Origin of the sequence: Dysgonomonas massiliensis (assembly GCF_900240225.1) — a bacterium.
GTDB lineage: Bacteria > Bacteroidota > Bacteroidia > Bacteroidales > Dysgonomonadaceae > Dysgonomonas > Dysgonomonas massiliensis.
In genome coordinates, this window is record NZ_OEPV01000014.1 from 14,327 (window position 1) to 39,840 (window position 25,514).

At 35.3% G+C, this 25,514-nt stretch carries 49 protein-coding genes and 2 tRNA genes; 43 read left to right on the top strand and 8 right to left on the bottom strand.

What is annotated here, in order from left to right; genetic code table 11:
- The first annotated feature begins 11 nt into the window (after window positions 1-11).
- From C1A06_RS13300 to C1A06_RS13380, 19 genes are all read left to right on the top strand, one after another.
- On the top strand, window positions 12-1,853 hold the full coding sequence (locus C1A06_RS13300; protein WP_101690707.1) for a toprim domain-containing protein: 1,842 nt from the start codon (window positions 12-14) through the stop codon (window positions 1,851-1,853).
- A gap of 27 nt (window positions 1,854-1,880) precedes the next feature.
- Complete coding sequence (locus tag C1A06_RS13305) at window positions 1,881-2,099, top strand: hypothetical protein (protein WP_101690708.1); 219 nt, start codon at window positions 1,881-1,883, stop codon at window positions 2,097-2,099.
- Window positions 2,099-2,506 (top strand): VRR-NUC domain-containing protein, encoded by a 408-nt coding sequence (locus tag C1A06_RS13310; protein WP_101690709.1) that lies wholly within the window; start codon window positions 2,099-2,101, stop codon window positions 2,504-2,506. Before C1A06_RS13305 ends, C1A06_RS13310 begins: the two co-directional genes overlap by 1 nt.
- Before the next feature lie 195 nt (window positions 2,507-2,701).
- Complete coding sequence (locus C1A06_RS13315; protein WP_101690710.1) at window positions 2,702-3,055, top strand: hypothetical protein; 354 nt, start codon at window positions 2,702-2,704, stop codon at window positions 3,053-3,055.
- A gap of 4 nt (window positions 3,056-3,059) precedes the next feature.
- A complete protein-coding gene (locus tag C1A06_RS13320; protein ID WP_101690711.1) occupies window positions 3,060-3,470 on the top strand; it encodes a YopX family protein in 411 nt (136 codons plus the stop codon).
- Window positions 3,467-3,622: a hypothetical protein gene (locus tag C1A06_RS15115; RefSeq protein ID WP_159461424.1), complete on the top strand. Its 156-nt coding sequence runs from the start codon at window positions 3,467-3,469 to the stop codon at window positions 3,620-3,622. The genes C1A06_RS13320 and C1A06_RS15115 overlap by 4 nt, the downstream gene beginning before the upstream one ends.
- Window positions 3,623-3,626: 4 nt before the next feature.
- Window positions 3,627-3,719, top strand: a tRNA-OTHER gene (locus tag C1A06_RS15120).
- Window positions 3,720-4,040: 321 nt separating this feature from the next.
- A complete protein-coding gene (locus tag C1A06_RS13325; protein ID WP_101690712.1) occupies window positions 4,041-4,442 on the top strand; it encodes a hypothetical protein in 402 nt (133 codons plus the stop codon).
- Window positions 4,443-4,445: 3 nt separating this feature from the next.
- The gene (locus C1A06_RS13330) at window positions 4,446-4,736 is read left to right on the top strand and encodes a helix-turn-helix domain-containing protein (RefSeq protein ID WP_101690713.1); all 291 of its coding nucleotides are present in this window, start codon (window positions 4,446-4,448) and stop codon (window positions 4,734-4,736) included.
- Between the two features lie 7 nt (window positions 4,737-4,743).
- Window positions 4,744-5,094 carry a hypothetical protein gene (locus tag C1A06_RS13335; RefSeq protein WP_101690714.1) on the top strand — a complete coding sequence of 117 codons (351 nt, stop codon included), beginning with the start codon at window positions 4,744-4,746 and terminating at the stop codon, window positions 5,092-5,094.
- On the top strand, window positions 5,091-5,477 hold the full coding sequence (locus C1A06_RS13340) for a hypothetical protein (protein ID WP_101690715.1): 387 nt from the start codon (window positions 5,091-5,093) through the stop codon (window positions 5,475-5,477). The genes C1A06_RS13335 and C1A06_RS13340 overlap by 4 nt, the downstream gene beginning before the upstream one ends.
- 6 nt (window positions 5,478-5,483) lie before the next feature.
- The gene (locus tag C1A06_RS13345) at window positions 5,484-6,086 is read left to right on the top strand and encodes a helix-turn-helix domain-containing protein (RefSeq protein ID WP_101690716.1); all 603 of its coding nucleotides are present in this window, start codon (window positions 5,484-5,486) and stop codon (window positions 6,084-6,086) included.
- Between the two features lie 28 nt (window positions 6,087-6,114).
- Complete coding sequence (locus tag C1A06_RS13350) at window positions 6,115-6,564, top strand: terminase small subunit (RefSeq protein WP_101690717.1); 450 nt, start codon at window positions 6,115-6,117, stop codon at window positions 6,562-6,564.
- Between the two features lie 64 nt (window positions 6,565-6,628).
- Window positions 6,629-8,059, top strand: a complete 1,431-nt coding sequence (gene terL / locus C1A06_RS13355; RefSeq protein ID WP_245872080.1) for a phage terminase large subunit — start codon at window positions 6,629-6,631, stop codon at window positions 8,057-8,059.
- Window positions 8,060-8,061: 2 nt separating this feature from the next.
- Window positions 8,062-9,450: a phage portal protein gene (locus tag C1A06_RS13360; protein ID WP_101690719.1), complete on the top strand. Its 1,389-nt coding sequence runs from the start codon at window positions 8,062-8,064 to the stop codon at window positions 9,448-9,450.
- Between the two features lie 10 nt (window positions 9,451-9,460).
- Window positions 9,461-9,904 (top strand): DUF3310 domain-containing protein, encoded by a 444-nt coding sequence (locus tag C1A06_RS15200; protein ID WP_221405687.1) that lies wholly within the window; start codon window positions 9,461-9,463, stop codon window positions 9,902-9,904.
- A 2-nt stretch (window positions 9,905-9,906) separates the two neighbouring features.
- The gene (locus C1A06_RS13370) at window positions 9,907-10,173 is read left to right on the top strand and encodes a hypothetical protein (protein ID WP_101690720.1); all 267 of its coding nucleotides are present in this window, start codon (window positions 9,907-9,909) and stop codon (window positions 10,171-10,173) included.
- A 2-nt stretch (window positions 10,174-10,175) separates the two neighbouring features.
- Window positions 10,176-11,330, top strand: coding sequence for a hypothetical protein (locus C1A06_RS13375; RefSeq protein ID WP_101690721.1), 1,155 nt, complete (start codon window positions 10,176-10,178; stop codon window positions 11,328-11,330).
- Window position 11,331: 1 nt separating this feature from the next.
- Window positions 11,332-12,294, top strand: coding sequence for a ribonuclease H-like domain-containing protein (locus tag C1A06_RS13380; protein ID WP_101690722.1), 963 nt, complete (start codon window positions 11,332-11,334; stop codon window positions 12,292-12,294).
- Between the two features lie 134 nt (window positions 12,295-12,428).
- On the opposite strand, the gene C1A06_RS13385 is transcribed toward C1A06_RS13380, so the two are convergent.
- From C1A06_RS13385 to C1A06_RS13415, 8 genes are read right to left on the bottom strand one after another with little or no spacing between them, the layout of a single operon-like run.
- Entirely contained in the window at window positions 12,429-12,677 is a 249-nt protein-coding gene (locus C1A06_RS13385; RefSeq protein WP_101690723.1) for a hypothetical protein, read from the bottom strand.
- Window positions 12,678-12,680: 3 nt separating this feature from the next.
- A complete protein-coding gene (locus C1A06_RS13390) occupies window positions 12,681-12,935 on the bottom strand; it encodes a hypothetical protein (protein WP_101690724.1) in 255 nt (84 codons plus the stop codon).
- 24 nt (window positions 12,936-12,959) lie between these two features.
- The gene (locus C1A06_RS13395) at window positions 12,960-13,307 is read right to left on the bottom strand and encodes a hypothetical protein (protein ID WP_101690725.1); all 348 of its coding nucleotides are present in this window, start codon (window positions 13,305-13,307) and stop codon (window positions 12,960-12,962) included.
- On the bottom strand, window positions 13,304-13,684 hold the full coding sequence (locus tag C1A06_RS13400) for a hypothetical protein (protein WP_101690726.1): 381 nt from the start codon (window positions 13,682-13,684) through the stop codon (window positions 13,304-13,306). The genes C1A06_RS13395 and C1A06_RS13400 overlap by 4 nt, the downstream gene beginning before the upstream one ends.
- Entirely contained in the window at window positions 13,681-13,914 is a 234-nt protein-coding gene (locus C1A06_RS13405) for a hypothetical protein (RefSeq protein ID WP_101690727.1), read from the bottom strand. The genes C1A06_RS13400 and C1A06_RS13405 overlap by 4 nt, the downstream gene beginning before the upstream one ends.
- Before the next feature lie 30 nt (window positions 13,915-13,944).
- Window positions 13,945-14,127: a hypothetical protein gene (locus C1A06_RS13410; RefSeq protein ID WP_101690728.1), complete on the bottom strand. Its 183-nt coding sequence runs from the start codon at window positions 14,125-14,127 to the stop codon at window positions 13,945-13,947.
- A gap of 27 nt (window positions 14,128-14,154) precedes the next feature.
- Complete coding sequence (locus C1A06_RS15125) at window positions 14,155-14,325, bottom strand: hypothetical protein (RefSeq protein WP_159461425.1); 171 nt, start codon at window positions 14,323-14,325, stop codon at window positions 14,155-14,157.
- 21 nt (window positions 14,326-14,346) lie between these two features.
- Window positions 14,347-14,838: a hypothetical protein gene (locus C1A06_RS13415; RefSeq protein ID WP_101690729.1), complete on the bottom strand. Its 492-nt coding sequence runs from the start codon at window positions 14,836-14,838 to the stop codon at window positions 14,347-14,349.
- A 325-nt stretch (window positions 14,839-15,163) separates the two neighbouring features.
- Here C1A06_RS13415 and C1A06_RS13420 point away from each other — a divergent pair, with 325 nt between their 5' ends.
- The 24 genes from C1A06_RS13420 (at window position 15,164) to C1A06_RS13530 (ending at window position 25,477) form a co-directional block, all read left to right on the top strand.
- A complete protein-coding gene (locus C1A06_RS13420; protein WP_101690730.1) occupies window positions 15,164-15,376 on the top strand; it encodes a hypothetical protein in 213 nt (70 codons plus the stop codon).
- A 21-nt stretch (window positions 15,377-15,397) separates the two neighbouring features.
- Window positions 15,398-15,847 carry a hypothetical protein gene (locus C1A06_RS13425; RefSeq protein ID WP_101690731.1) on the top strand — a complete coding sequence of 150 codons (450 nt, stop codon included), beginning with the start codon at window positions 15,398-15,400 and terminating at the stop codon, window positions 15,845-15,847.
- A 4-nt stretch (window positions 15,848-15,851) separates the two neighbouring features.
- Window positions 15,852-16,361: a hypothetical protein gene (locus C1A06_RS13430; protein ID WP_101690732.1), complete on the top strand. Its 510-nt coding sequence runs from the start codon at window positions 15,852-15,854 to the stop codon at window positions 16,359-16,361.
- Window positions 16,358-16,669, top strand: coding sequence for a hypothetical protein (locus C1A06_RS13435; RefSeq protein WP_101690733.1), 312 nt, complete (start codon window positions 16,358-16,360; stop codon window positions 16,667-16,669). Before C1A06_RS13430 ends, C1A06_RS13435 begins: the two co-directional genes overlap by 4 nt.
- 9 nt (window positions 16,670-16,678) lie before the next feature.
- On the top strand, window positions 16,679-17,014 hold the full coding sequence (locus C1A06_RS13440; RefSeq protein WP_145996414.1) for a hypothetical protein: 336 nt from the start codon (window positions 16,679-16,681) through the stop codon (window positions 17,012-17,014).
- Window positions 17,015-17,019: 5 nt separating this feature from the next.
- A complete protein-coding gene (locus tag C1A06_RS13445; RefSeq protein ID WP_101690735.1) occupies window positions 17,020-17,385 on the top strand; it encodes a hypothetical protein in 366 nt (121 codons plus the stop codon).
- A gap of 5 nt (window positions 17,386-17,390) precedes the next feature.
- Window positions 17,391-17,696 carry a hypothetical protein gene (locus tag C1A06_RS13450; RefSeq protein ID WP_101690736.1) on the top strand — a complete coding sequence of 102 codons (306 nt, stop codon included), beginning with the start codon at window positions 17,391-17,393 and terminating at the stop codon, window positions 17,694-17,696.
- Window positions 17,697-17,727: 31 nt separating this feature from the next.
- Window positions 17,728-18,330 (top strand): nucleoside triphosphate pyrophosphohydrolase family protein, encoded by a 603-nt coding sequence (locus C1A06_RS13455; protein WP_101690737.1) that lies wholly within the window; start codon window positions 17,728-17,730, stop codon window positions 18,328-18,330.
- 11 nt (window positions 18,331-18,341) lie between these two features.
- A complete protein-coding gene (locus C1A06_RS13460; RefSeq protein ID WP_101690738.1) occupies window positions 18,342-18,617 on the top strand; it encodes a hypothetical protein in 276 nt (91 codons plus the stop codon).
- Between the two features lie 11 nt (window positions 18,618-18,628).
- Window positions 18,629-18,811 carry a hypothetical protein gene (locus C1A06_RS13465; RefSeq protein ID WP_101690739.1) on the top strand — a complete coding sequence of 61 codons (183 nt, stop codon included), beginning with the start codon at window positions 18,629-18,631 and terminating at the stop codon, window positions 18,809-18,811.
- Window positions 18,804-19,487 (top strand): hypothetical protein, encoded by a 684-nt coding sequence (locus C1A06_RS13470; RefSeq protein ID WP_101690740.1) that lies wholly within the window; start codon window positions 18,804-18,806, stop codon window positions 19,485-19,487. Before C1A06_RS13465 ends, C1A06_RS13470 begins: the two co-directional genes overlap by 8 nt.
- Before the next feature lies 1 nt (window position 19,488).
- Window positions 19,489-19,734 (top strand): hypothetical protein, encoded by a 246-nt coding sequence (locus C1A06_RS13475; RefSeq protein ID WP_101690741.1) that lies wholly within the window; start codon window positions 19,489-19,491, stop codon window positions 19,732-19,734.
- A gap of 10 nt (window positions 19,735-19,744) precedes the next feature.
- Complete coding sequence (locus C1A06_RS13480) at window positions 19,745-20,077, top strand: hypothetical protein (protein ID WP_101690742.1); 333 nt, start codon at window positions 19,745-19,747, stop codon at window positions 20,075-20,077.
- A 329-nt stretch (window positions 20,078-20,406) separates the two neighbouring features.
- Window positions 20,407-21,030 carry a hypothetical protein gene (locus tag C1A06_RS13485; RefSeq protein ID WP_159461426.1) on the top strand — a complete coding sequence of 208 codons (624 nt, stop codon included), beginning with the start codon at window positions 20,407-20,409 and terminating at the stop codon, window positions 21,028-21,030.
- The gene (locus C1A06_RS13490; RefSeq protein ID WP_101690744.1) at window positions 21,027-21,416 is read left to right on the top strand and encodes a hypothetical protein; all 390 of its coding nucleotides are present in this window, start codon (window positions 21,027-21,029) and stop codon (window positions 21,414-21,416) included. The genes C1A06_RS13485 and C1A06_RS13490 overlap by 4 nt, the downstream gene beginning before the upstream one ends.
- Window positions 21,416-22,498 carry a major capsid protein gene (locus C1A06_RS13495; protein WP_101690745.1) on the top strand — a complete coding sequence of 361 codons (1,083 nt, stop codon included), beginning with the start codon at window positions 21,416-21,418 and terminating at the stop codon, window positions 22,496-22,498. Before C1A06_RS13490 ends, C1A06_RS13495 begins: the two co-directional genes overlap by 1 nt.
- Before the next feature lie 2 nt (window positions 22,499-22,500).
- Window positions 22,501-22,725: a hypothetical protein gene (locus tag C1A06_RS13500; RefSeq protein WP_101690746.1), complete on the top strand. Its 225-nt coding sequence runs from the start codon at window positions 22,501-22,503 to the stop codon at window positions 22,723-22,725.
- A gap of 26 nt (window positions 22,726-22,751) precedes the next feature.
- Window positions 22,752-23,087 carry a DUF6706 family protein gene (locus C1A06_RS13505; RefSeq protein WP_145996416.1) on the top strand — a complete coding sequence of 112 codons (336 nt, stop codon included), beginning with the start codon at window positions 22,752-22,754 and terminating at the stop codon, window positions 23,085-23,087.
- The gene (locus tag C1A06_RS13510) at window positions 23,084-23,422 is read left to right on the top strand and encodes a hypothetical protein (protein WP_101690748.1); all 339 of its coding nucleotides are present in this window, start codon (window positions 23,084-23,086) and stop codon (window positions 23,420-23,422) included. Before C1A06_RS13505 ends, C1A06_RS13510 begins: the two co-directional genes overlap by 4 nt.
- Entirely contained in the window at window positions 23,413-23,892 is a 480-nt protein-coding gene (locus C1A06_RS13515; RefSeq protein ID WP_101690749.1) for a hypothetical protein, read from the top strand. Before C1A06_RS13510 ends, C1A06_RS13515 begins: the two co-directional genes overlap by 10 nt.
- Window positions 23,889-24,299, top strand: coding sequence for a hypothetical protein (locus C1A06_RS13520; protein ID WP_101690750.1), 411 nt, complete (start codon window positions 23,889-23,891; stop codon window positions 24,297-24,299). Before C1A06_RS13515 ends, C1A06_RS13520 begins: the two co-directional genes overlap by 4 nt.
- A gap of 9 nt (window positions 24,300-24,308) precedes the next feature.
- Window positions 24,309-24,878: a hypothetical protein gene (locus tag C1A06_RS13525; protein ID WP_101690751.1), complete on the top strand. Its 570-nt coding sequence runs from the start codon at window positions 24,309-24,311 to the stop codon at window positions 24,876-24,878.
- 36 nt (window positions 24,879-24,914) lie between these two features.
- Window positions 24,915-24,989 (top strand) — tRNA-Met (locus C1A06_RS15130).
- 23 nt (window positions 24,990-25,012) lie between these two features.
- On the top strand, window positions 25,013-25,477 hold the full coding sequence (locus tag C1A06_RS13530) for a hypothetical protein (RefSeq protein ID WP_101690752.1): 465 nt from the start codon (window positions 25,013-25,015) through the stop codon (window positions 25,475-25,477).
- The last annotated feature ends 37 nt before the right edge of the window (window positions 25,478-25,514 follow it).

Genomic DNA, 25,514 nt, shown 5'->3' on the forward strand with positions numbered 1-25,514 from the left:
TAAACTAAACTATGGATATTAACGGCTTTAAAATAAAAACATTCAACAAATATAACCTACCAGAAGGTCAAAAGCGGTCTGTCTGTCCTCTTTGCTCACACAATAGAAAACCACAAAATCAGAAAGCTAAGGTTTTAATGATTGATTGGGAAAGAGGATTAGCGACATGCCAACATTGCGGAGAGGTAATACAGATACATGAGTACGAAAGTAAAAAGGATTCTAAGCCTAAAGTTTACGCAAAACCTCAATGGTCAAATAGAACCGAATTATCGGATAGACTTGTAAAGTGGTTTGAGGGTAGGGGTATAAGTCAATTATCGCTTAAACTTCTTAAAATTACCGAGAGCAAAGAGTTTATGCCACAAGTCAAGAAAGAAGTAAACACGGTTCAGTTTAATTACTTCAGGGATGGCGAACTAGTAAACATTAAATATCGGGATGGCGCTAAGAATTTCAAGCTATTCAAAGATGCAGAGCGCATAATGTACAACCTTGATTGCTGTAAGACTAGCAAAGATGTTGTAATTGTCGAGGGCGAAATGGATGTCCTTTCTTTCGTTGAAGCAGGAATAATGAATGTTATGTCAGTTCCAAATGGTTCAACGTTAGGTAACTCAAATCTTGAATATATTGACAACTGCATTGAGTATTTCGAGAATAAAGAAAAGATATACCTAGCGCTCGATAATGACGAAGCAGGGCAAAATACAACAAAAGAACTTGTAAGAAGATTTGGAATAGAAAAATGCTTACTCGTTGATTTTGGCGATTGCAAAGATGCGAATGAATATCTTGTTAAGTACGGGAAAGAAAAACTAGCATTTGTTCTGCGTGAAGCTAAAGAAGTCCCAATTGAGGGTGTTAGCTCTGTATTAGATTGGCAAGATCAGTTTGAAGATTATCTTGTTAACGGAATGCAACAAGGTTATAAAACGGGCATAGAATCATTTGATAGGATATTTTCAACTTATACGGGGCAATCAATAGCCGTTACGGGTATTCCAAGTTCGGGAAAGTCTGATTTTGTTGATATGATGTGTTTGGGATATAATCGCAATTATGGTTGGAAAATAGCTATTGCTTCGCCTGAGAATAAGCCTAACACTATCCATGCAGGTAAGATCATTTCAAAGCTTGCAGGTAAATGGGTAAATAAAAAAGAATATCTATCAGAGGGATGGTTTAAAAGGGCTGTTGACAAGATTAACGATATGTACAAGTACATTGATCTTAGTGATGGTTACGATCTTGATGAAGTATTAGAAAAAACACGAAGTCTGATATTCAAATTTGGTATCAAGGTTTTAGTAATAGACCCGTTTAATAAAGTTCGCCTAAAAGCATCATTAAGCAAAAATGTAAATGAATATACAAATGATTATCTGTATAAGCTTGACGAGTTCGCACGTAAACACGACATTCTGATTATCATAGTTGCACATCCTACAAAACCAAGTCAGGAAAACATGAAAAACTATGAGCCTACTTTTTACAGCATTAAAGGCGGTGGCGAATGGTACGATATGATGCCTCACGGATTGTGTGTACATCGTGATTATGACAATGAACTAGTAAAGATCAAAGTAATGAAAGTTAAGTTTTCACACTTAGGAGAAAATAACAAATTTACTTGGCTTAAATGGAATAAAAATAACGGGCGATATATTGATTACTCTTTTCAGAGTGAGAATCCAGAAAGCGTTTCGAATCCTATAATTGACGATAGTAATTGGCTAGTCGAAGCAGAAAACAATGTAGAGCAATCAAACTTCGATTTCAACAAAATATCAACTGAAGCAAAAGAAGATAATTTTTTTACAACATTAGACAAAGACAAGTTACCATTCTAAACAAATAATAAAAATCAATATAAAACAATGGCAAGAAAACAAGGAATTATAACAGACGAAGATTTGCAAATCGCAAGAGAAAAAGCAATTCAAGCAAGTAAGAGCAGACAAGTAGAAGAACGAATAATACCGATCAGACGAGGTTTAAGTATTTGCGTTCCCGTAAATGCAACAACCGAAGAAATAGAGAGACGCAAAGAGCGATTTATGCAAAAGAATGGTTTAATTAAAGCGGTGGCGGGATAATGGCACTCTCAATCGAACAATATAACGCACTGAAAGAAAATTCCAATAAAACATCAGGTAAGAAGCCAAAGCAAAACGAAAGTAAATTACAAAAGATGTGCGTACAATGGTTTAAACTTTGTTATCCTGATTTATTACTCTTTGCCGTTCCAAATGGGGGAAGCCGTAACGCTTTAGAAGCAGCAAGATTAAAACAAGAAGGAGTTTTAGCAGGAGTATCAGATCTTATCCTATTGCATCCTAACAAAGAGTATCACGGATTATGTATCGAAATGAAGTATCAGAAAGGTAAACAATCAGAACATCAAAAAGAATTTGAGAAAAAAGCCAAAGAAGCAGGCTATAAATACATTGTTGTGAACTCTTTCGATATGTTTAGAGAGGTTATAACTGATTATTTTAGTTAAAAATGAAAATTGTTTGCACTTTAACTTTTGTTAACTTGCAAAAATGGACATAATGAATTATCTTTGAATTATAGAAATAAAAACAAAGTCAAATTATGGATTGTAAAGGTAGCATAAACAACAAATTTACCGTTCAGAAATGAATGCAATTTTTTTATGCCCCTATGACATCCGAATTGATACAACTTTTTGATTATGGAAGCTAAAAAACTATATCAGGTGCAAGTTAATTGCGTAATTCCTCAAAGCTATATCGAGGGTGCAGTTAAGTACGTTTCAAGCTGTTTACCCAGTCAGCTTTGCGATCTGAATGATATTGACGAACCAATGTTTGACGACAAATTACGTGTTTGCGTAGACTTTGAAATAGCATCATTTGATAGCATCGAGATTAAAGTAGCAGAGCTTCTTAATGAAGATTACGATGTTATGCAACTTGAATCAGCAATATTCAGAAGCTTGCTTGAATCTGTTGTAGCTGAATATAACGCAAGACATAAAGAAGCTGTAAGACAAGGTTACGAGATACTAGAAACTGAAAAATACTAAGGATATGAGAGAGATTAAGTTTAGAGGGAAATCCAAAAATGGAGTGTGGGTATATGGTTCACTTATTAAAATGATAAGAATAAATATTGAGACACATATACTTCCTTTTACGGGAGTATATGATGATTCTAAAATATTAGACCTATCGATTAAAGTCGTTCCCCAAACAACAGGACAATTCACGGAATTAAAAGATATAAACGGAATAGAAATTTACGAAGGGGATATATGCAAGATATACTTCAATTATTGTTCTGATAAAATCGGAGTAGTCTATTTTGAAAATGGATGCTTTTATGTAGACGACAAACACCCATCAGGTAATTTGCCATTAAAGAGCTTTAGAGAGGGAGAGGATAACACACTAGAAGTTATAGGCAATATTCACGATAACCCAGAATTATTACAGTCATGAAAGCAAAAGTAAAATTTAGTCATTTGATATATGCTATACTTCTATTCGTTGCAGTCGGTTTAGCAGTTGACAGCTACGGAGAAATGAAAGCAGAGAAAGAAAGATACGAAAATTCAACTGTTGCGTGGTTGGATGATGTAATAAAGATATAAAAATTAGTCGGTGGCGGAATTGGTTAGACGCCTATTAGTCGCAACTAATAGAAAAAGTAGTGTACAATACATGCAGGTTCGAATCCTGCCCGACTAACAAACAGAAACGAGTAATAAAGCAAGCTATATTTTAAAATTTGACAATAACAACATAGTGATTAGTGATCTTATAAATGCGGTTTTCAAGCTTTCCCGCACTCGTTTTTGAAATAATGCAATCAGATGAAAACATTCATAATCATAATTGCAGTAATATACATAATCGCTTACTCATGGTGCTACTACGAAATGAAGAATGCACCGAGCGAAGAACAAGAAGAAAATTAGTTGATTTCATAGTTTAGTTGTTGAATCGGGCTAGAGTGTAAAAGCCTAGCCCTTTTCTTTAAAAAGTAAAAGAAAGACAAGAATAATTAATATGCGAAATATAAGAATACCAAACCAAAGAAAAATAAGCTACGGTATTATAGGGAGTAAACCAAAGCTACAATTAAAACCAAGAGTGAAAGAAATAATAAAGAAAACACCTTTGCTAGATCTTCCAGAGATTGACAAAAATCTAATGGCTAGACGAATTAATTTGTGTTTTATACTAGCTGATATTCAAGACGATTTAATGACCGACATATTATGCGAATTAAAGAAAGTAGACGAAACATTATCTCTACCAATGAAACGTTCGGTTGACAGAATAAAAGCACACGCAGAAAGTCTAGTATCATTTGTAGATAAAGAAACTGGCGAAAACTTTTCTACTGAGTTTGGGGAGTATTCAGATAAGATCAAAGAAATCATTTATAAAGAGTTCGGATTGCAATAAGCTATGATTACAGCAGAATTATACATACAAGACTTTTGCAATAAGAATAGGCTAAAAGTTGACGAAATAAAAGGCAAGTCAAGAAAGAAACCTCTAGTTGATTACAGACACGTATTATTCTACAATCTGAGAGAAATGTTCAATATGACGCTTCAAGATATTGCTAAGATGTTCGGATTGAATCATGCTTCAGTAGTTCACGCAGTAAATAAAATAGAAGTTCAGAAAGACATATACAACGATATAAAGTCAATTTGTGAGCTTAATCCGATTGTCAAACTAGAAAACAAATAATAAAGCTATGATACAGTTACTAGACAAGTTTACTTCAAAATACGGAATAGAAGCCGATAAGATTATTAATGGCAAAGCAAAGGGAGAGAATGAAAGAAAGTGTATAAGAATAATAGCTTATGTGCTTTCTAGTGTGTACGAAAAAGGTAACGAGTTTACTGCATCTGCTCTTAATCGCAGTCAAGCAGAGATTGAAAAATATATCGTTGATGTTTGTCTTGATTTTGATTATAAACGTGGCGAATACGATAAAATGTTTAACGAGATACTAGCTATATTCGAGCAAGCCGAAAAAGATAATCAAATTAAGCTTGTAGATGGGGAGTATGAATTTGAAGGAATGGAGGTAGGGGTATGAACAACAAAATATTAAGACTAACCCTAAAAAAGCAATGGTTCGATATGATTGCTTCAGGAGTAAAGAAAGAAGAATATCGAGAGATAAAAGATTATTGGACTAATCGCCTTGTTTGGTTATTAAACCCTGAAAAGTTTGATAGCATCACAGACTTAACAGAGAGATTGAAAGATAATGCAATGATAGTTGAAAGGAAAAGCTACTTGGAATATGCTTTTTACACTCATGTTGAATTTACTAACGGATATGGCAAACATCGTCCACAAATAACATTCGAATTTAAAGGTATCACTATTGGCAAAGGCAATCCCGAATGGGGCGCACCTCTCGAAGATGTATTTATTATAAAACTAGGAAAAGAGTTAAGTAGACAAAATATTTAACTGCCCATGAAGCCAAAGGTTCAGCTATCCATAACAATAGACAACGACGACCAACCGATAAAGATTCACGAAAATTGGTCTGATAAATTAAGATTTCCCCCGTACTCTAGTAAACTGAAAATAGAGTATAGGGGTAGCTTCTTTGTTATCATACTAAAGACATTCTTTGATAAATGGGGAATAGAATTAGTACATACAGATAGCGAATTTAAGTATTTGGATAAAGCAGGTAAAACACTACTAGACGAAGAAGAATACAAGCTTAAAACAGACATAAACGAGATCAAAGACGCTGCTATCCTTGCTGCATATCTTCATTTAAAAGTAAACTATCTATTATCGCTTACAAACTACAAAATCGAAGATGTAAGAGAGAATAACAGGACAAAGCAAATCACATTACTAAGACATCTTTTATTCTGGAATCTAAGAAGCCTCAAAGATGAAAACGGAGAGCATTATTATTCTTTCAGCGAGATAGGAAAGTTCTTCAATCGAGTTAATCATGTAACTGTTATTAGCGGAATAGAAAAGATAAACAGAAACTTTATAAAGCGTGATTCAAACACATTTAACCTTGTTAACAAACTAGGGTTTAGACTTCCCTGATTGATACAACTTCTTTATATATTTGGGTATGAGTGAAATTAAGTTGACAGATAAGCAAGAAGCATTTTGTTATGAGTATTGCATTGATTTTAATGCTACTCAGGCTGCTATTCGTGCAGGATATTCCGAAGATACTGCTGCTGTTATCGGTTGTGAAAACTTAAGAAAACCTAACATAAAAGCACGTATAAGTCAGATGCAATCTAACCTTGCGGAAACGGCGCAAGTATCAGCTTTAGCAATAGCATTAGAGCATAAAAAAATAGCATTTGCCGAACTAAAAGAGGGTGCTTTTGTGAATGATGACGGGAAAATTGAAGTACCATTAATCAAAGCTTTAGATAAACAAAGAAGCCTTGATTCACTTGCTAAAATGATAGGTGTAGAAGGTACAACAAAGATAGATATTGATGCTACTCTAGGAGTTAAGCCAATCAGTAAAGAAACAGCAAAGAAAATAATCGAAGAACTTGGATGATGGAAACAAAATATTGCAAGCGTATTGTTTAAGTGGAACTTTAAACTTTACCAAGTATTTCTTTTTGCGTAAAACCAAGAAGAAATTCATTGTAAATAACCATCACGAAGTAATATGTGATACACTCGATAAGGTTATAGATGGCGAGATAACAAGACTAATCATAAATATTGCACCTCGTTACTCTAAAACCGAACTAGCTGTAAAGAATTTCATTGCTAACGGATTGGCATTGTCGCCTAAAGCAAAGTTTATTCATCTTTCTTATTCTGACGATCTAGCAAATGACAACTCAGAGGAAGTAAGAAACATCGTAAAAAGTGAAGCCTATCAACAGCTATTCCCATACGTTCAAGTATCAAAAACAACCGATTCAAAAAAGAAATGGAATACAACCGAAGGAGGGGGAGTATATGCAGTTTCAACGGGCGGTCAAGTAACGGGATTCGGTGCAGGAGAGGTAGATTATACCGAAGATAAAAGTAAGGTAAATGAATTGCTTGCTGAATTGGAAGGTATGGTTACGGAATTAGATAGTTCCGATTCTACAAACTTTGCAGGTGCAATAATCATTGATGACCCGATAAAGCCCGAAGATGCGCTTTCTGATACAGTAAGGGAGCGAGTTAACCAACGATTCGAAACTACTATACGAAATCGTGTAAACAGCCGTAAAACGCCTATCATAATCATTATGCAAAGGTTGCACGAGCGTGATTTATGCGGTTATCTCTTAGAACAAGAGCCTGACGAATGGCACGTACTTTCTTTACCTTGTATCTATGAAGATGAAAACGGGCAAGAAAAAGCTTTATGGGAGCATAAACACACGTTAAAGGAGCTTTACAAGATAAGAGATAATAACTCTTTCGTTTTTGATACTCAGTATATGCAGAATCCTAAACCTATCGAGGGCTTGATGTACCGAGAGTTTAAAACGTATGACACAATCCCGTTTTGTAGAACTAGCGTAAGAAAGAACTACACCGATACGGCTGATATGGGTTCGGATTATTTGTGTTCTATCTGTTATGAAGAACATCCCGATGCGGTATATGTCACCGATGTGCTTTATACTAAAAAGCCGATGGAATATACAGAACCGAAAAACGCTGAAATGCTTGACGCTAACGATACGAGGGAAGTTTGGATTGAAAGTAACAACGGAGGTCGTGGATATGCTCGTAATGTAGAAAGATATTTGAGAGAAAGAGGTAATACACACACTTCGATAGAATGGTTTCATCAAAGCGAAAATAAGCAAGTCAGGATATTTACAAAATCAGCAGATGTAACAAATATAATTCGTATGCCTTCTGATTGGCAATATAGATGGTCGCAATTCTATAAAGATGTTATCGGGTACAGAAAAGAGGGTAAAAATGCGAATGATGATGCGCCTGACGCATTAACGGGTATAATTGAAAAGTTTGGAATTAGAATACATAGTGGTTTACCATCAGGAAGTTTAGCAGCATTTAGAAATAAGGGGTAAGAATGGCAAAGAAAGATAAAGAAACGAATGTAGAGTCGATTGATAAGATAATAGAATTTATCAAATCGAATCAGCAGGTAAGCGATGAAAAGATTGCTGAATACAAGAAAGCATACGATGTAAAAGAGCACGAAGTATTTAATCGTCCAGATAGAACGATTACAGAGGTGTTTATAAACGATAAGGGAATAAAAGAGTATCGTGTCGGTGCTACCTATGAAGCTAACAAGATCGGCGACCCTTTAGCTAATGAGATAGTTGAAAAGGCTGTTTCATTTACGGCAGGGAATAAGCCACATATAACATACAATACAACGAACAAGCAGAAAGAAGAAAAGCTTAAAGCGATACTTGAAGATAACAAAGAATTGTCTTTAAATGTCGAAGCTTATGAATCTTTATACGCTTTCTCGGAAGTAGCTGAGATATGGTACTACGATGAAGAAAAGAGTAATATTCGTGTTCATCTTGTAAGTCCTATGTTTGGGTATAAGCTTTATCCTATCATTGACAGAAAGCGCAAAATGACGGGCTTTGCTTATTCTATTGCATACAAAGAAAACGACAAAGAGGTTGAAGAACTCGTTTACTACACCGATCAGGCAACACGCATATTTGAGAATAGGGGCGAAGGATGGGTAGAGTTAAAGCCTAACTCTATTGATGGTAGCAAAGAAAGCCTATTGAACGTTTACGGCAAAATAACAGTCGTTTATACTAATCAGGGCAAGTCTGATTATGAGGATGTAATACAATCAATCTATCGCAGAGAAACGACAGTATCAAACGCAGGGGAGAGTACAGACCGTTCCGCTTTTCCTCATTTATTGATTGAAGGAGAACTTAACGGAATATCCACAGTGCCAGGGCAAAATAGCACTTACGAACTCGGAGTAGGTGGTAAGATTAGTTATGTCGAATCAGATCAAACAACATCATTACTTGAATTTGATGTAGAGCAAAACGAAGAAATAATAAGAAAGCGTACACAGACACCTGATATTAGTTTAGAGAGTTTAAAGGGCTTAGGTAATATCAGCGGGGAGATGCTTGAACGTTTGCTTGTAGAGCCTACATTGAAAGCACGCAGAAAGATTACTAAATATCTTATCAAGCACCATCAAAGACGCATGAATGTTCTTAATGCGATGGTCAGCTATCATAACAATTGGAAAGTAGATGATATCACTTTCAGCGTTGAGATTGAACCATACGTTCCTAAAGATATTGATGCAAAGCTAGACAGAATAATAAAGATCGCAGTCATTATGCCGAAACGGTACGTTCTTGAGCAGTACAAGAAAGAAATTGACCCGTCTATTGATATTGATGCTATTATGGGATTTTTTAGTGACGAGGCAGTCGGAGATTTAGCCGAACCATATATTTAAAGATTGAGGTATGAAGAAGTTAATATGTAAATATCCAGTGGAATCAGTATGTGTTATGGGGTTTGTTTCGGCATTAATGGCACTGATATTTGAAAAGCTAGAGTATAGTGTTTTATCAGGCATTTTTATAACGATTTTCATATTGATTACCATACTTATATGTGTATGTAGCATTTCAGATGGATTTTACAGATTAGAAAAATTCTTTAACAATGAAGATATTTATATGAGCGACAACGTTACAAAGCCAAGCCATTATACTAGCCATCCTAGTGGTATCGAGTGCATACAAATAACAGAACACTATAATTTCTGCATAGGTAACGCTATCAAATACCTTTGGAGAGCAGGATTAAAACAAGATGCCGATAAGACAGCAAAAGACAAAGAAATCGAGGATTTACGCAAAGCTATTTGGTATATAGAAAGACAGATAAATAATTTAAAACAATAGATATGGAAAATTCTGACGCATTAAAAGATGATTATAGTTTTCTGTATGAAGAAGATTATTTGAGTGTGCTAGTTGATGAGAAAAACAATCTAATACGCATAATCGGCTTTTGTAAATCATGTAAAGACATTGTAGAGGGGTGCATAAGCATAGATGAAATTAATTTGCCTACAATAATGCAATCAAAAGAATGCTCATGTCTTTATTGTGGCACAATGAGTAAATCAAAAGTCAAAAAGGCTGATTTAAGTTCATTTATTAAGGAATAACCATGTCAAAACCCACCAACAAACAGCTACAAAAAGCATTAAGAGAGTATGTCAAGAAACAACAACGACATTCTCTAAAGCTGTTTGGTACTAAAGCTATTGACGAAAAAATAGAAAATATATTTAAAGACCATCAAAAAGAGGTAGAAAAGATTTATCGGGATTGGATAAATGGCAAGGTAGATACAAATAAACCTTTCAAGCTATCAGACTACCCAAATATAAAGACCTATTTTGAGCCGATTAGAGAGAGTTTGCAGGTTGCTTTATATAATCACACCATCAATTCAATAAAAACAGCTTGGACGCAAGCAAATAACGATATTGAGCCAATTATTAAAACTGTATTTCCGAATACACCAACAAACAGACTAGAAAAATATCTTAGTCATAACGAAGCAGCCAAAGAAGCTTTCATTAAGCGTAATATATCAAAAGGTAGAACGCTAAAAGGTCGTACTTGGCTAATGTCAAATAAATATCTTCGTGAGGTCGAAGAAACAATAGCGATAGGTATAAATAAAGGCGATAGCGCAGTAAATATAGGTAAACGGATAGCTGAGTATCTTGAAAAGCCCGAGATTAAAGCCGACCATATAAACAAGCTTACAGATGTAGAGTTAAAGAAGCATTTACAGAAACGACAAATAGAAGAAGCTGCAAAGGGTAGCAAAGCACCTAAAAGCGTCAAGAAACAAGCGCAAAGGCTTGTAGCGAATGAAACAAACCTAGCGTACAGAAACGCAGAAACAGAAAAGATAGATAGACTTGATTTTGTTGTAGGGTATGAGATTAAAACATCTAACTCACATCAAATTTGGCTACAAAAATATTGGATTCCTAGATATGGCAGTTTGCAAGAGGTTTGCGATGCTATGGCGGGTAAATATCCAAAGACCTTTAAGTGGAATTCATGGCATCCTAACTGTAAATGCTATCGTGTTCCCATCATAAAAACTATATCCGAAATAACCGAAGATAACCTATTGATTTTAGAAGGAAAAGAACCAACAACAAAAAGCGTTAATGCGGTAACTGATTTATCAAAGCACAGCAAAGAGTGGCTTAAAATGAATCACGAACGCTTTAGCAAGTATAAAAACAAGCCGTATTTCTATGAGGATAATATCGAGCTTATAAAACAAATAGTTGGGTAATATGGGAAAAGGATTACATTCGTATAAAGACGAGGTTTTGAAGTTATGGGAGAGTGGGGAATACCAAAATAAAACCGATCTAGCAAGATTCGTCATTGCTAAGTATTCAAACTTCGGTAGACCTGACGATTCAGTTAGGCGATCTATCAGTAAAATGATCTCAAAGCACAACAAAAGAAAGAACAAAGCTAAGAAGTCAGAACAGTACACACCTAAAGTCTTGTTATTTGACATTGAAACTGCACCTATGCGAGCTTATGTGTGGGGGCATTGGAAAAACAATATTGCTCTTAATCAGGTTATCAGTAATACTTATGTTCTTTGTTGGTCTGCAAAGTGGTTAGGACACGATAACGTTATTTCGGGAGTGCTAACACCTGACGAAGCAATAAAAGAAGATGATAAGCGAATAGTTAGTGACCTTTGGCACTTGCTTAATGAAGCTGAAATAGTTATCGGACATAATATTGAACGTTTCGATATTCCACGAATGAATAGCCGTTTTATTATACATGGATTGCAAAGACCATCAACTTATAAGACAGTCGACACATTACGAGTTGTACGCAAACAGTTTGGTTTTAACTCTAATAGATTAGATGCTTTAGCAGGCTATTTTGGTTTAGATCATAAATTACATACATCTTTTGAGCTGTGGTCTGAATCAATGGGAGGTAGTGAAGACAGCCTTAAATATATGTCAGAATATTGCGATAGGGATGTTACATTGCTTGAAGAAGTTTATTTGATACTTCGCCCTTGGATTTCAGGTCATGCGAATATTGGGCTTTATTTTGATGCTAATAAGCATATTTGTCCTAACTGTGGGTCTACTGATCTAACCGAAGAAAAACCATATTATACAACAGTTGGCAGATACCAAACATTCAGATGTAAATGTGGTGCAATATCGAGAGTAAAGAAGTCTGATTATGATAATTCAAAGCTATTAAGGAGTGTTTAGTGTAGTGATATAGTCCATTTTTCAATCGAAAGAAGGGAATCGGATAACGGCAATTAGTTTTGTTCGTGGTCTGCAAATAAAAACCGCAGGGAGTGTACAGCCTTGCGGTTTGCTTTTTATAAAACATAAATCAACTACTTAAAAAATAAATCTTGGACTATTGGCTGCTTAACACTATTGACACTCCAAACGCTATCTTTTAAGGCTGTTGCGGTAACGTGTATTGACGAATTTTCATCGCTTATAGTCATATTGCTTTCGTCTGTTGCACTATCTAAAAAGAAGTCTATTTGCTCTTTGAGTACCTTTGCTGTATCAGTAGAATAGTGTTTAATTTCCTTACCATCTACTAGAATTGTAAATATTGATTGTATTGTGTTCATATATTATGATTTTAGTTTATCAATTATCCCCAGCTCTTCCATTTTGCGGATGGCGGCTTGTTTATTAAAGTCAGCATATCTTGCAACTCCATCTTTTACTATATTAATATCAGACTTTTTTGTATCTATCATTAATATTATTTCTTTCCAATTCTTCAATAGAAAAGTGTCGTCTTTTCTATCTACTAACATACGATCATACTCATGTCTCAATAGATAAGCATAATCAGGTTTAAAGCAAGCTTCTGCTACTTGCAAAAATTAGTCGAGTGTGATGTTCATTTATTTGTTGTTTTGCTGTTTATCCTCTCTACTATGTGCATCAGTAGATTCAGGTAAGTTCTTATCAGCACCAAATACATGTAACTTGGTAAGTATTTCCTCTGTTTCTTTTGCGTTCTTTCTCATCAAATGAAGGTCTATCAGCATATCATTACAAGCATCCTCAGATAGAGGTTTGATTTGAGAAGGTTGGATATTAAAGCTATCATCGTTTAGAATATCATTAACCACTTCCGAAGTAATGAAATTATCTATTTCTTTCTCTAGCTCTTTAATAGAATGTTTCAAATATGCTTCTTGTGACTCTTTTGAGAGCTTGTCAAATGCTTCTTTGCTTATCTCTTTCATAACTCTATTTCTAGTTCTTTATTCTTTCTTATAAAATAAATGTTCTGTAATTGGTGTAGATATTTACAGATTCCTAATAATGGTGTGCAGTTTTCACAATCTAACATTGCAATGCCTAACTTTAAGTCGATAATGATACCATCTAGCTTGTACGTATTATCAGGAGTATATTTTTCTGCACCTAACTTAATCATTCTATCTTCGGTTAGGGGGATGGGGTATAAATCATTTGTATTAACTCCTTGTTCTGTGTTTAATCTGACTAAAACATATCTATCGGCATTAATTGGATTATAAACATATATAGATGTCGTTTGATATGCCTTTCCATTGTGCATAACCCAATTCCCTATTCTTATCTCATTCGGCTGTATCATGGCTTTGCATCCTTTAAATCATTGTCATTAATATAAATGTTTGTCTCAAAGGGTATAGAGCCACCCATATTAAGGTATTTTCCAAAGAAATTAAAGGCTTCGTGCATCTGCATTTCAATAAATCCATCATTATCATATTTTAACCACGAATAACCTTCTTTATCAACTATTTGCTTACCTTTTTCAGTAAGTTTTAACTTTATCTTCTCATTAATATTAAATGTTTTCATATCCGTTTATTGATTACTAGTGAGTTATACTTATTCTGATTGTGTTTCAGTATGAGATTTTGAAATAGGTTTCAAATGAACCTCAATTATCTCATATTCACGTCCATTATTTGGAATGTAATTTTCAGCTTCATCTTCGCTGTTAAATAAATGAACCTCTTTTATATCAAGTAGGTTGCAATCTTTAGCTTTAATCGTAAATGCTATTCTCATATCCGTTTATTTTCTGTAAATATACTATTAAACTTTACTAATTACCCTATTCAGTTCAGCTATAAACGTTCTATAACAAGCGGCTTTGGCTTCCATTCGAGCGTTGTATTCTTTATCAAAGTCATTTGTAATAGACCTATTGACTTGAATTAGTCGGTTTTCGTAAGCCTCTTTCAGTAATAATAATTCTTGTAGCATACCATTCTATTTAAAAGTTATTTATAGTCTATTATTCAACACCTCATTTAATGGATTGTAAACGCTCGCAAATATGCGTCTTTGTTCTTTATCGGTAATAGCTGAAACATATCTATGACATATCAATCCTTTCTTTGCATCCCATACCATACGAGCCTTTTCGACACCATTAACAAAGAATGTATTAGGATGTTTGCGCCATTGTGTTATCGTTCCATTCTCGATAAGATTGATTAATTCTTTTGGCATTGTTTCTTTTGCTGTTTCAGTACCTCGTATCTTTGCTTCCTCTAATTCAATAGCATCTTTTGTTTTCTCAATGCTTTGTTTCAGATTCCTAAGGCTATCATTTTGCCTTTCCCATCTATTAAGTGTAACGTGTCCGTTCCTTTTATCATTCAAAGGCTGTCCGTTCGCTCTTTTCACATCTGCAATATGAGTGTTCAATTTTCTATCAAATTCAGCTTGTTTCTTTTCAAGCGATTTTTTAAGTATTTCTAGTCTTTTGCTCATATATAGTTATATTATAAACTTTTACTTCCTTATTTCTCTACAACAAAGATACAAACAAAAATGCAAACAATGTGCACTTTAACAAAGGTTAACTATAAAGATTGTGCATTTTGTGCAATCTTGATTACATTTGTAATGTGAAATAGTAATAACAAGCAAATTGATTGATATGAAAACAAAAGAGATTTATAAGAAAGAAGGTAGTATGATTTATATATCGAGCAAAAAAGAATATAAGCCTTCGCCTATATTCATTCCAAAGAAAGCTAATCGAAAGAGAAGCAAGTAATTTTTATATCCGTATAACATCCGATTTGATACAATTATGATAATAAGAACCATAAAAGACTTAAAAGAAGTCATAGAAAATATGCCTGACGATTTTGCAATAGGCATTCGAGTTAGAAGAAAGCTAACAGACGAAGAACTTGAAGGATTGAATTATCCTTACCATTTTGAAACTGAGGATTCAGCACTAGAATATGACGACACGGGATGGAGTGATAAGACCGCTTATTTCGGAGTAGAAAGAATTTAAGAATAGTAAAAGAGTGAAGCTATGAAATTTATGTACAGTGCATTTACAGAGAACACACCCGAAATGAGGGAGTGGTTGGAGAAGTTGGGGTATGAGGAAGGCTATCATTATGACTTATTCAACAAGTATATATACACATATAAGGCTATAAATGATAAATGGTATTTCTGCTCTTGCCGAATAAACGACTTTAGTGTTTATAACATTAACTGTCTCGGAAACTCTCAATTATTCCAAGCTGTAACAGCCATGCGTGACGATAGCGATTATATGCAGTGGTTTGTAGCAGATGAAGATACTTTTACGCGTGATGGTGATGCTTGTATATGGAGAAAAGGTCATTTCCTATTTTCTGTTGACAACGATTATATAGGTAAAAATCAAGAGGAAGAATATCAAATAAAAGCTCACAAAGCCGCCTTACCCGAATTACAAGAACATTTTAAAACCAACCCTAACCCAACTAGATAAAACAATGAAACTAGAATTAAAACATATAGCCCCGTACTTGCCGTATGGGTTGAAAGTACAAGCCACAGGAATGTCTGACACTCATATATGTACTGTAGTCGAAGTTGGAATAGAGTTTGGTCTTTATATAAGAGCTAAACAAAAGGACAATAAACATTGGTGTTGTTCAAATTATTGGGAAATGAAGCCCATCCTTCGCCCCATGTCCGACCTATACAAAGAGATCAACGGAGAAGTGGCGATAGTCGAGTTGGCGAAGATAGCTTGCAAGAGCGTTGGAATAACTTGTGATATAAGCCACATAAATAAATATGATGGGACAGTATTCCTAAACTCCTTGACTGAATTTTCTTATAACAAAGGCGGGAACTTCTTTTTATACGATGGAGAATCCGAAACTCACTACTTGATTAATCAGTTTGAGTTATTCGACTACCTCTTTGCAAACCACTACGATATTTACGGATTAATCGACCAAAATCTAGCAATAAACTTAAACGAGATAGAATTATGAAAAACGACATTAGACGGGTTAAATATAGATTCTCAATAAATGAAACTGGAGAGATAGAATGCCCAGTTCATCTTAAAGAGGAGCAAATAGAACAGAAGGTAAAAGATATGTTGAATAAAAAATATGATGCAAATGTATCTATGGAGATAATATCCATAGAAAAAGACAGACCCAGATGCCCTAAGTGCAAATCCACATTACTAACAAAAGAGTGTAGCTATATGGACTTCGGTTTTGTATCGTCTTCTTGGGTAAAGTGTGATAGCTGTGGTTATACATTTGATTACGAGAAATTTGAATATGACTAATGAGAAAGAATGATGGAAAATATTAGCGAAAAAGATAGGATAAATACAGATGTACTAATTGAAATTCTTGAAGAACACGGAATCAAAATTAGCACTGATAAATACAAATCTGTTTACGAGATATATAAAAGATTTGCCGATCATCTAGACGCAATAGAAGAATATGAAGCAACTCCATTCTTTGGATATAAAGAAGAAAAGGAATGCGAAAAGTGTAAATCGTTAGAAAAGCGAATAGAAGTATTAGAGGATAATATTTATGTCTTTAAAGATAGCGTAAAACGTAGAACTGGAGCTTCTAATGTGTGGATTGATGGTAAAAACGTAATGTATGATTATAGATAAACGCTATGACTAACGACATCAAGAAAGCGATAGAGGAAGAAGCAGAACGCTTTAATAATTGTGTTTCAGGCTTCTTTAATGTGAAAGAGGCTTTTTATGAAGGCTTAAAGAAAGGTATTGAAATAATACAAGAATCTACCCGATGGCGAAAGGTAGAGGAAGAGTTGCCAGAGAATGATATTCTTTGCATTAAACCTAAGACAGCTTGTAATGGAGAGAGTACAAAGTCTGTGATAATACTTGATAACAAAGGATGTTTACATTTAGGTAATCGAATGAGAATCAGAAATGGAGATTGGTTCTGGAGAATCCCATTAGAATCTCTTTCAGAAGATGCTGAAATTATAGAGTGGCAACCCATTAACAAATAGATAAGATGATTACAACATACGAACAAGCGAAAAGACTGAAAGAGTTAGGCAGAATAAGAAAAACTCTAAGCAAAGCAGAAGTACTAGCTAATAAATCTCATGACACAGCACAAGATGTGTTATTCATCCTGGATAGTATATGTGAAACAAATGACTTCTCTGAAAAATGTTCTGTTGATATATGCTCAGGGAATGATTCTATGATTACTCACAATGAATCGGAAAGATCGCTATCGCTTGATGATGATACAATAAAAGAAATAATAAAGCTCTATCAGAGTGGCGAATCATTAGAAGATATATTTAGTTAGACGAATTACTAACCTACCTAGAACAAAAGAGATGAAAGAAAGACCAGACTTAAATAAATTAGCAAAAGAAGTATTTGAAGCCAATAAAGCTAAGGGCTTCCATGATGAAGAAAGAAGCAATGAAACTCTTTTAATGCTTGTGATAACCGAACTATCCGAAGCTGTAGAGGCTGACAGAAAGAATAAACGAGCCAAACTAGAAAGATACAACAGGAAACAAGAGAGCCGTAACCCTTTGAGTGACTTGCCTAGAACTAGAGCATTTCAAGCTGATTTTGAACAGACAATTAAAGACACAGTAGAAGATGAACTAGCCGATGCAGTCATTCGTCTGCTTGACTTGGCGGGATTGAGAGAGATGCCTATTCAGTATGAATTAAATATTGGAGAGGACAAAAAGTTAAGTTATAAAGAAAAGAGATTTGAATTTGCAGAGATAATATTTAATATAACGTCATGTATATTCGAATCTAGATGGAAAATGAATAAGCTCCTTTTGTTTGATATTATTTCAAGTGTGATAAGAGCTATAGATGCCTATTGTGTACTTAATTCTATCGACCTATGGCAACACGTAGAATTGAAATTGAAATATAACGCTACAAGACCACACAAGCATGGTAAGAAATATTAACCCCACCGAGTATGAAAGTAAAGCATATAAAGAAATTAAGATCACTAGTCAGATACTATGATGTTTGGATTACGTCATGTATTGATTTATTCGGAGTTTCAACAAATGGCAAACCAGCCACAACAGTACTAGCTAGAACCCCAAAAGAAGCAGCCAAAAGAGCATACAGAAAAGGAATTAGGCATAAAAGCGCATTCTCAGGTTTAGAATCAAGCCCTCAATTTGGTAGATATGCTGTTAGACCTAGTGATAAAACTTCAGAACGATTTACAACTTATTGGAAATAATTATTTTGAGTATGAAAGAGGAAAAGAAGATACTAAAAGAGATAGAAAGGCTTTATGTTTATTTAGTTATTACGTTGGTTTTCTTCTTCGTTGTGACATCCTTAGGAATATCAAAACAACTAGATAGAATCGAGCAAAAGCAAGACAAGATAATCGAACAAATCGAATCAACAAAACAGAAAAGAAATGAGTGAAGAAAAACTGAACTTTGCTAGAACATTAAACGAAAGCGGTCAACACGGATTTATAACATCCGATGAATGTTTTCATTATGGGTCAATGTCGGGATGCGACGAATATTGTCCTGTTCTATTACGAGGAGAATGTAAAAGTGCCGACGATACTTTATATATGCTATCTAAACATGATGATGTAGACTTTGATCTATGGGAGAAGTTAAAGGATTTATACAACTTTACTGAAAAAGCCATGAATAACAATAAAACACCCGAAGAAAAACCATATTTACAAGACTTGTTCGATCACATGCGGAACGAACACGATCTTATTCTCACTCAATCAGAAATGCAAGAGATAATTTCAGTAGTTAAGCAATCCTTAACAACTGAATCAGATGTCAAAGATAACTCGACACCCGAAGAAAAAGCGAGAGAGTATGCGGATATGGAATGTCCTAATTATGCAGTTGACAATGTCGAATCAGAAGTTCACACAGCAGTTTATAAATCTTTTCTATCAGGCTACCATTCCCGTGACGAAGAAGTTCAAGAGCTGAGAGAAGCGTTGAAGGAGATAGTAGAACAAGTACCTAGATGCAACTTCAATTTATCTACATCAACATCTTACTCAGAAGCTAACAGACTAGATGAATTGATAGCCAAAGCCGAACAACTACTAAACAAACAGTAAGATGAAAAAAGATAAAATATATTTATTTATAAGCATCGCTTTGATTATTGCGGGTATCATATCAATAATATCAGGAGTGTGTAAAGATATGATTATAAAAGAGCTGAAAATAAAGATCAAAGCGCAAAGCGAACTAATAGACAGTCAAAGGTCAATAATTAATCAACTCGATTCAATTAACGACTTTCTGAACACTCATAAGGTAACTAGATACACCATAATTGAGAAAGATACAATAACCAACTAAAACAATAACCATGTGTAGCTTATTAGACCAATTAAAGGATTATTTCAAAAGTACACCAAGATCGCAAATAGAATCGGATTGGAATAAAACGAGTGAATATGACGAGATAGGGCTATCGGTAGATGAATTAGTGAATATCAAAACAATAACCATGATTGAGCAATTTGAATATGTAACATGCTCTGTTTTTATGAGCCGCACATACAGTGGAAGATTTTACTGGGATATAAAAGAGTTACAAAAACTTGGTCAAGATGGTTGGGAAATTATATCCGAACTATCTCACATAAATAGAAGCAAAACATTTTTACTTAAAAAGAAGATAGTACATAAAGATAAATAACCATGCAATATTCACAACACCGAGAGAAGTAGCCACGTTCATGTAAAATGCAGAAGGCGAAGTAAGGATAAAGAAAAACAAGATATATTTTAACGGGGAACTGATAGGAGAGTTCAAGTTTAAGTAACAATTCAAATGATAGTATTTAAGTGAGCGTGTAGCCAATAGGTTACGCGCTTTTTTTTGTTGTTAACAAATCAGAGTAAAGCCGTCCGAATTGATACAATAATTGACCTATATTCGTACTGAACGATTATTAAATTAATTAGTGTATACACATGAAAGAAAAGATTTTAGCAGCGTTAAAAACAAAGTATAAGACTTTGGGTTTGCAAGATTCAGCCTTCAATGGGGTGGCTGATACGCTCGAAAAAACCATTACAGACGAAAGCCAAATCGAAAATGCAGTCGCAGGAGTAGAAGGCTACATGAAACTTATTCAGGGCGAAAGTGATAGAGTGAGAGGCGAAAAAGCCACACTTCAAAAGGAACTAGACGAACTGAAAAAGAAATCGGAACAAACACAGCAGACACAGACAACGCAGACAACGCAAACGCAACCTACTCAGGGGGGCGATGGAATGCCTAATTGGTTTAAGGCTTATGTAGAGCAAAACAAACAAGAAATTGAAACGCTCAAAAGCTCATTCACTCAAAACCAATTAGCAACCAAAAAGAAAGAGCGTGACGAAGTATTCAACAAGATCTTAAACGGAGTTAGCGACACTTTCGCAAAACCGATTAAATCGGCTTACAGTCTTTTAGGCGATAACGTGGATGAAGAAAAGTTCCAAGAGTTTTTACGTGAAACAGAAGCGAGTGTGACTGAACAGAGAGCAAGGGAAAATTCATATATCCCCGCATCAGGTTACACCAAACCACAAGAAGGTTTAAACATGAACCGAGTGGCAAAAAAAGAAGAAGAGTTCAGAAAAAAATTTGAGAAGAAATGACAGAAATGATTCACAGACGGGATTTTATTGTCCCTGACAAATTAGACGGAAAGGCTATTCCAACTTATGTAGCAGGTCTGCAAAGTGGGGTAAATCTTGATATGACGAACTATCCGCTTGATTATATCCGTGCGGGTTCTTTGGTTATCAAGGATGCATCAGGTTTCAAGCCTGCACCAATCGAAAAATCAGGCGAAGAGTATGTTTATTCTGCACTACCTGAAGGTGCTGAATATGTAGGTGTAGTTGTGAATACGAAACCAAAAGAAGAGCCTCTAGTAGGTGTGATGACACAAGGTGTTGTGATAACAGACGCTTGTTTACCAACATACAGCAATGAATTGAAAGCGACATTGAAAACAGCATTAAAAATAGAATTTAGATAATGATACTACAAGGGAAAAAATGGAATGATGTTTTGCAAGTGTCTTATGAAAATGCACTAGCATACTATCGAGCAAAGCAAGATCAGTACGGCATCTTTAAATTCATGCGTAAAGAGGAATATGACACAAATATATTCGAGGTGCTTGAAAGCGTGAATGTGAGTGTGATGGCTGACCGAAGAACAGAGGATTCAGAGCGTACAGAAAAGACGCTTGACGATATGAAGTACCTAATCGGTAAGATTAATATTGTCGGCACTCAAAAGACGCTGAACGAAACACAGACAAGAAAGATTTTAAACGATTGGAGCAAAAACGCACCCGTTGATGTTATTGCTCGTACTCTTGATGTTCGTAACCAAGCGAATATTGATGCTATTTTTCATCGTCTAAACTATGACTTCTATCGTACTCTTTCGCTAGGTGTTGTTTCGATTACTAGCATTGACAATGGAGGTAATAATGTTAATCTCGATGGTGTTACTTGGGATTATCAGATTCCGACAGCTAATAAGTTCGGTGTAAAAACACTAGGAAAGTTGACGCTTGAGGATATCGATAAAGTGATGAAAGCTTCTAAGAGCACTGTTCGTTCAATCTTTATGGATGCAACGACTTTCGATACGCTTGCACAAGACGAAGGACTTGTTAAGGCTTACGCTGCATCTAAAAACTCATTAATGGAGTTAGGAAGTCTATTGCCTGACCAAGTTAACGAGTATATGGATAGACGCTACAAAGCTACTATCTATATTATGGATGAAACCTTTACAAAGGAGCTTCAAAGCGGACACAAGCAAGATGTTGAAGGATGGAAGGCGGGTACTGTAACGTTTACACCTAGTTCAGAGGTTGGTGCTATTGCACATACACAAACTGTTGAAGCGATTGCACGTAACCTAAATCCTAATGATAAGAGCTTCTTGGGTATTCAAGATTTGAGCATTCTACTTCGTAACTATTCAGTTTCAGAAGAAAACAAAACGTTCAAAATCTGGACTATGGCAGAAACTCACGCATTGCCGGTACTTGAAAATTCTAATGGTATTTATCAGATAGATACTACAAAAATAGAAGCGTAATCATGGAAGTAAGAGCAACAGTCTTAATCGACTTTTACGATGCGGAGAGTAGAGGTTTAAAGCTAGAGAAAGGCACGACTATTACCAGACCGAAAGAAAGAATAGACTATCTATCTAAGCGTGGTTTGGTTGAAATAGTAGAAGAAAAGAAAGCCGACAAAGTAGAAGCGCAGACAGTAAAAGAGAAATCAAAGAAAGTTGTAAAATCAAAACAAGGGGAGAAATAAACAGCTCCCCTATAAATCAAAGCACTATGAAAGTTATCGAAGTTTTTAGAATGGAATACTCAGGTTATGGTCTTAGCGAAGATCAGCTTAATTATGAGATCCAAAAAATGGGATTAGATGCAAACAAAGAAGTAGAGGATATTGAAAAGTTTGTTTCTACTCAGTCTTTCGAGATCAACAAAGCTAAATGGATAATCAACAATATTATTACCAAGCAGCCTAGTAGTTGGTCGCAAGGCGATATGAGCGAATCCCTTGACTTCGGTGCTTTGACAACTTATGTAAATGGTATTTATCGCAAATGGGGCTTATCAAGTCCTTTAGTCGAAGCAAATCAAGTACCCCAAATAAGAAGACTATGAGAAGATTGAACAGATACCCACACAAGTTATACGGGATTATTACAAGCAGTACAACAGTACAAGACGAGTTCGGTCAAGATGTGATTATAGAAGGCAGCGAGGAAGCTGTATTTATCTGTGATTGCTACGAAGAAGTATTAGGTGCTGCAAAAGAAATAAGACTTGATAATGGCGAAATAAAAGTGTGTTCGTCTGTAATCTTTACACCGTTTAGAACGGATATACAAGCAGGGGAAAGAATAGAGATAAGAGACACAGATGGAACGCTGAGACTAAGGGGCGAGATAAAGCGAAATAGTGGTGTAGATTTCAAGCATTCGAGGCTATGGGTATAAAGATGACGGGCAATGGTAGAAAGGTCATTAAAGACGCTGCAAAACAAGCAGAGCGAGATGTAGAAAGAGTGATACTTCGCACGCTTAATGCAGTAGGTATGCACTGTATCGGTTTCGCCCGTGATAATGGATATTATACTGACAGAACGGGGAATCTACGAAGCTCAGTAGGCTATATAATCGCAAAGGATGGTAAAGAGTTTTCGAAATATGGCTTTGACCCGAACGAGAATAATGCTAAACCACCCAAAAAGGATGGCGAAAAAGGTGCAAACGATGGTTACAAGTTCGCTGTAAGCTTACTTAATCAATACTCCAAAGGTTATGTATTAATATTCGTTGCGGGTATGTTCTACGCTGAATATGTAGAGAAAGCAGGATATGACGTGCTAATCGGTACACAAATAGAGGCCGAAGATGTAGCTAAAAAGATGTTTGACGATTTAACAAGCAAATTCAAAAGCAAATGAAAGCGACAACAAGTTTAGATGTGATTTCAGCGATTCAGGGAGAGATAGTCGCTAAACTGACTGATAATACGGCGGTTTACCCTCATTCGCATCCGTCTAAAAACCTGCCTATTAAATTTTATCTAGTAAAATCTTTGAGACAACGAGGTGATGGCGGTCTTAAAGAAGGTGGATTTATTGAAGTGTGCGCTTATGCTGCGAATCTGAATAAAGTAGACGATCAGACACAGCCAAACATATTGCTACTTAACTCGATGTCAAACAAACTTCATTCTATCCTAGATGATGCGATAATAGGCAATATAGCGATCCTAAACATTCAAGAAACAATAGTCAATGAACCCGATTTGCGATACCATTATGTGAGTTTAGTGTGTGAAATATTAAGTGTAAAACAAAGTAAATAAATAAAGAATATGGCAGATACAGCAGTAGATGTAGTATATGGTATTGACTATATATTATTCGGAGCGAAACCCGCAAATGGCGCATTCCCCGCAATAGGAGCATCGGGGGCGGGTGTTCATCGTGTTACGCATATCAAAATGACTTCTTATGCGTACAGTAAAGAAGATGATCAAACCACAGATATTAATTGTGAGGATTTGAACGAAGTGTTTATGACGCTTGACGGCGAGAAAGGTAAAACGACTATCGCATTCGAATCGTACAACTTCAGCGAAGATACAAAAGCGTTTTTCTTGGGCTATGAGAAAGTGGAAGGCGAAGATGCTTGGATAAAGATACCAGGCTATCAGATTCCAGAGCTTTATATGGAAGTGGGGACACGTAAGGTACAAGATTATCCCGCTAAAGTATATCAATATCTACCCGTTAAGGTAAAAGCAACAGATGCAACAACTCTTACAAAAGAGGATTTGGCTGCAATCAGTTTCGAAGTTACTCTTTTGGCTAATGTTGATAGTCAAGGTAACGAACTAGGTAACGTTAAGATCACTAAGGTAACAGAACCAGTAGCAGGTTAAAATGAAAGCGGTTGAAATATACCGCTTTTACAATATTGCGGAGTGGGGAAGTGGACTATCCCGTCAGGCTCATTACCTGAAGATCGTACGTTCGAATCGTACCTACCGCAACAAATAACATAAAAGAATTTATTATGACAAGTGAAGAACTAGTATATAATTCATTAGAGGAAAGAGCATACAGTATTAAGCTAGGTGGTAAGGATGTGCGAATGTTTCCTGCGTCATTGTCAGATGCACAGTATATAAGTGTGTTGATTTCGAGGTTATCCAAAGAACTTAACAAGGATGCAAAAGTGGTAACTGTAGAGGATATGTTAAGCCTTTCTAATTCCAAAGACTTGGCAAGTCTAGTTAGTGTTACAGCTAAAAGTAAAGCTTGGTTCTATCCATTCAGAATTATATCGACATGGATAAGAAGGAAATACGCATTTCATTTAGCATACAATAGAGCTACAAAACTAGAGATTAGACTAGCAATAATACACATAATAAACGAAATGCAGCTTTTTTTTTATCGGGATTGTATCATTTCCCTACAAGGTCAGAACATTCTGAAACAGACGAAAGAGACAGATCAGACAGCCCTTGGAGTTTAGAAACTGCAATATTAAAAACATTCACACAGTTTTCGCG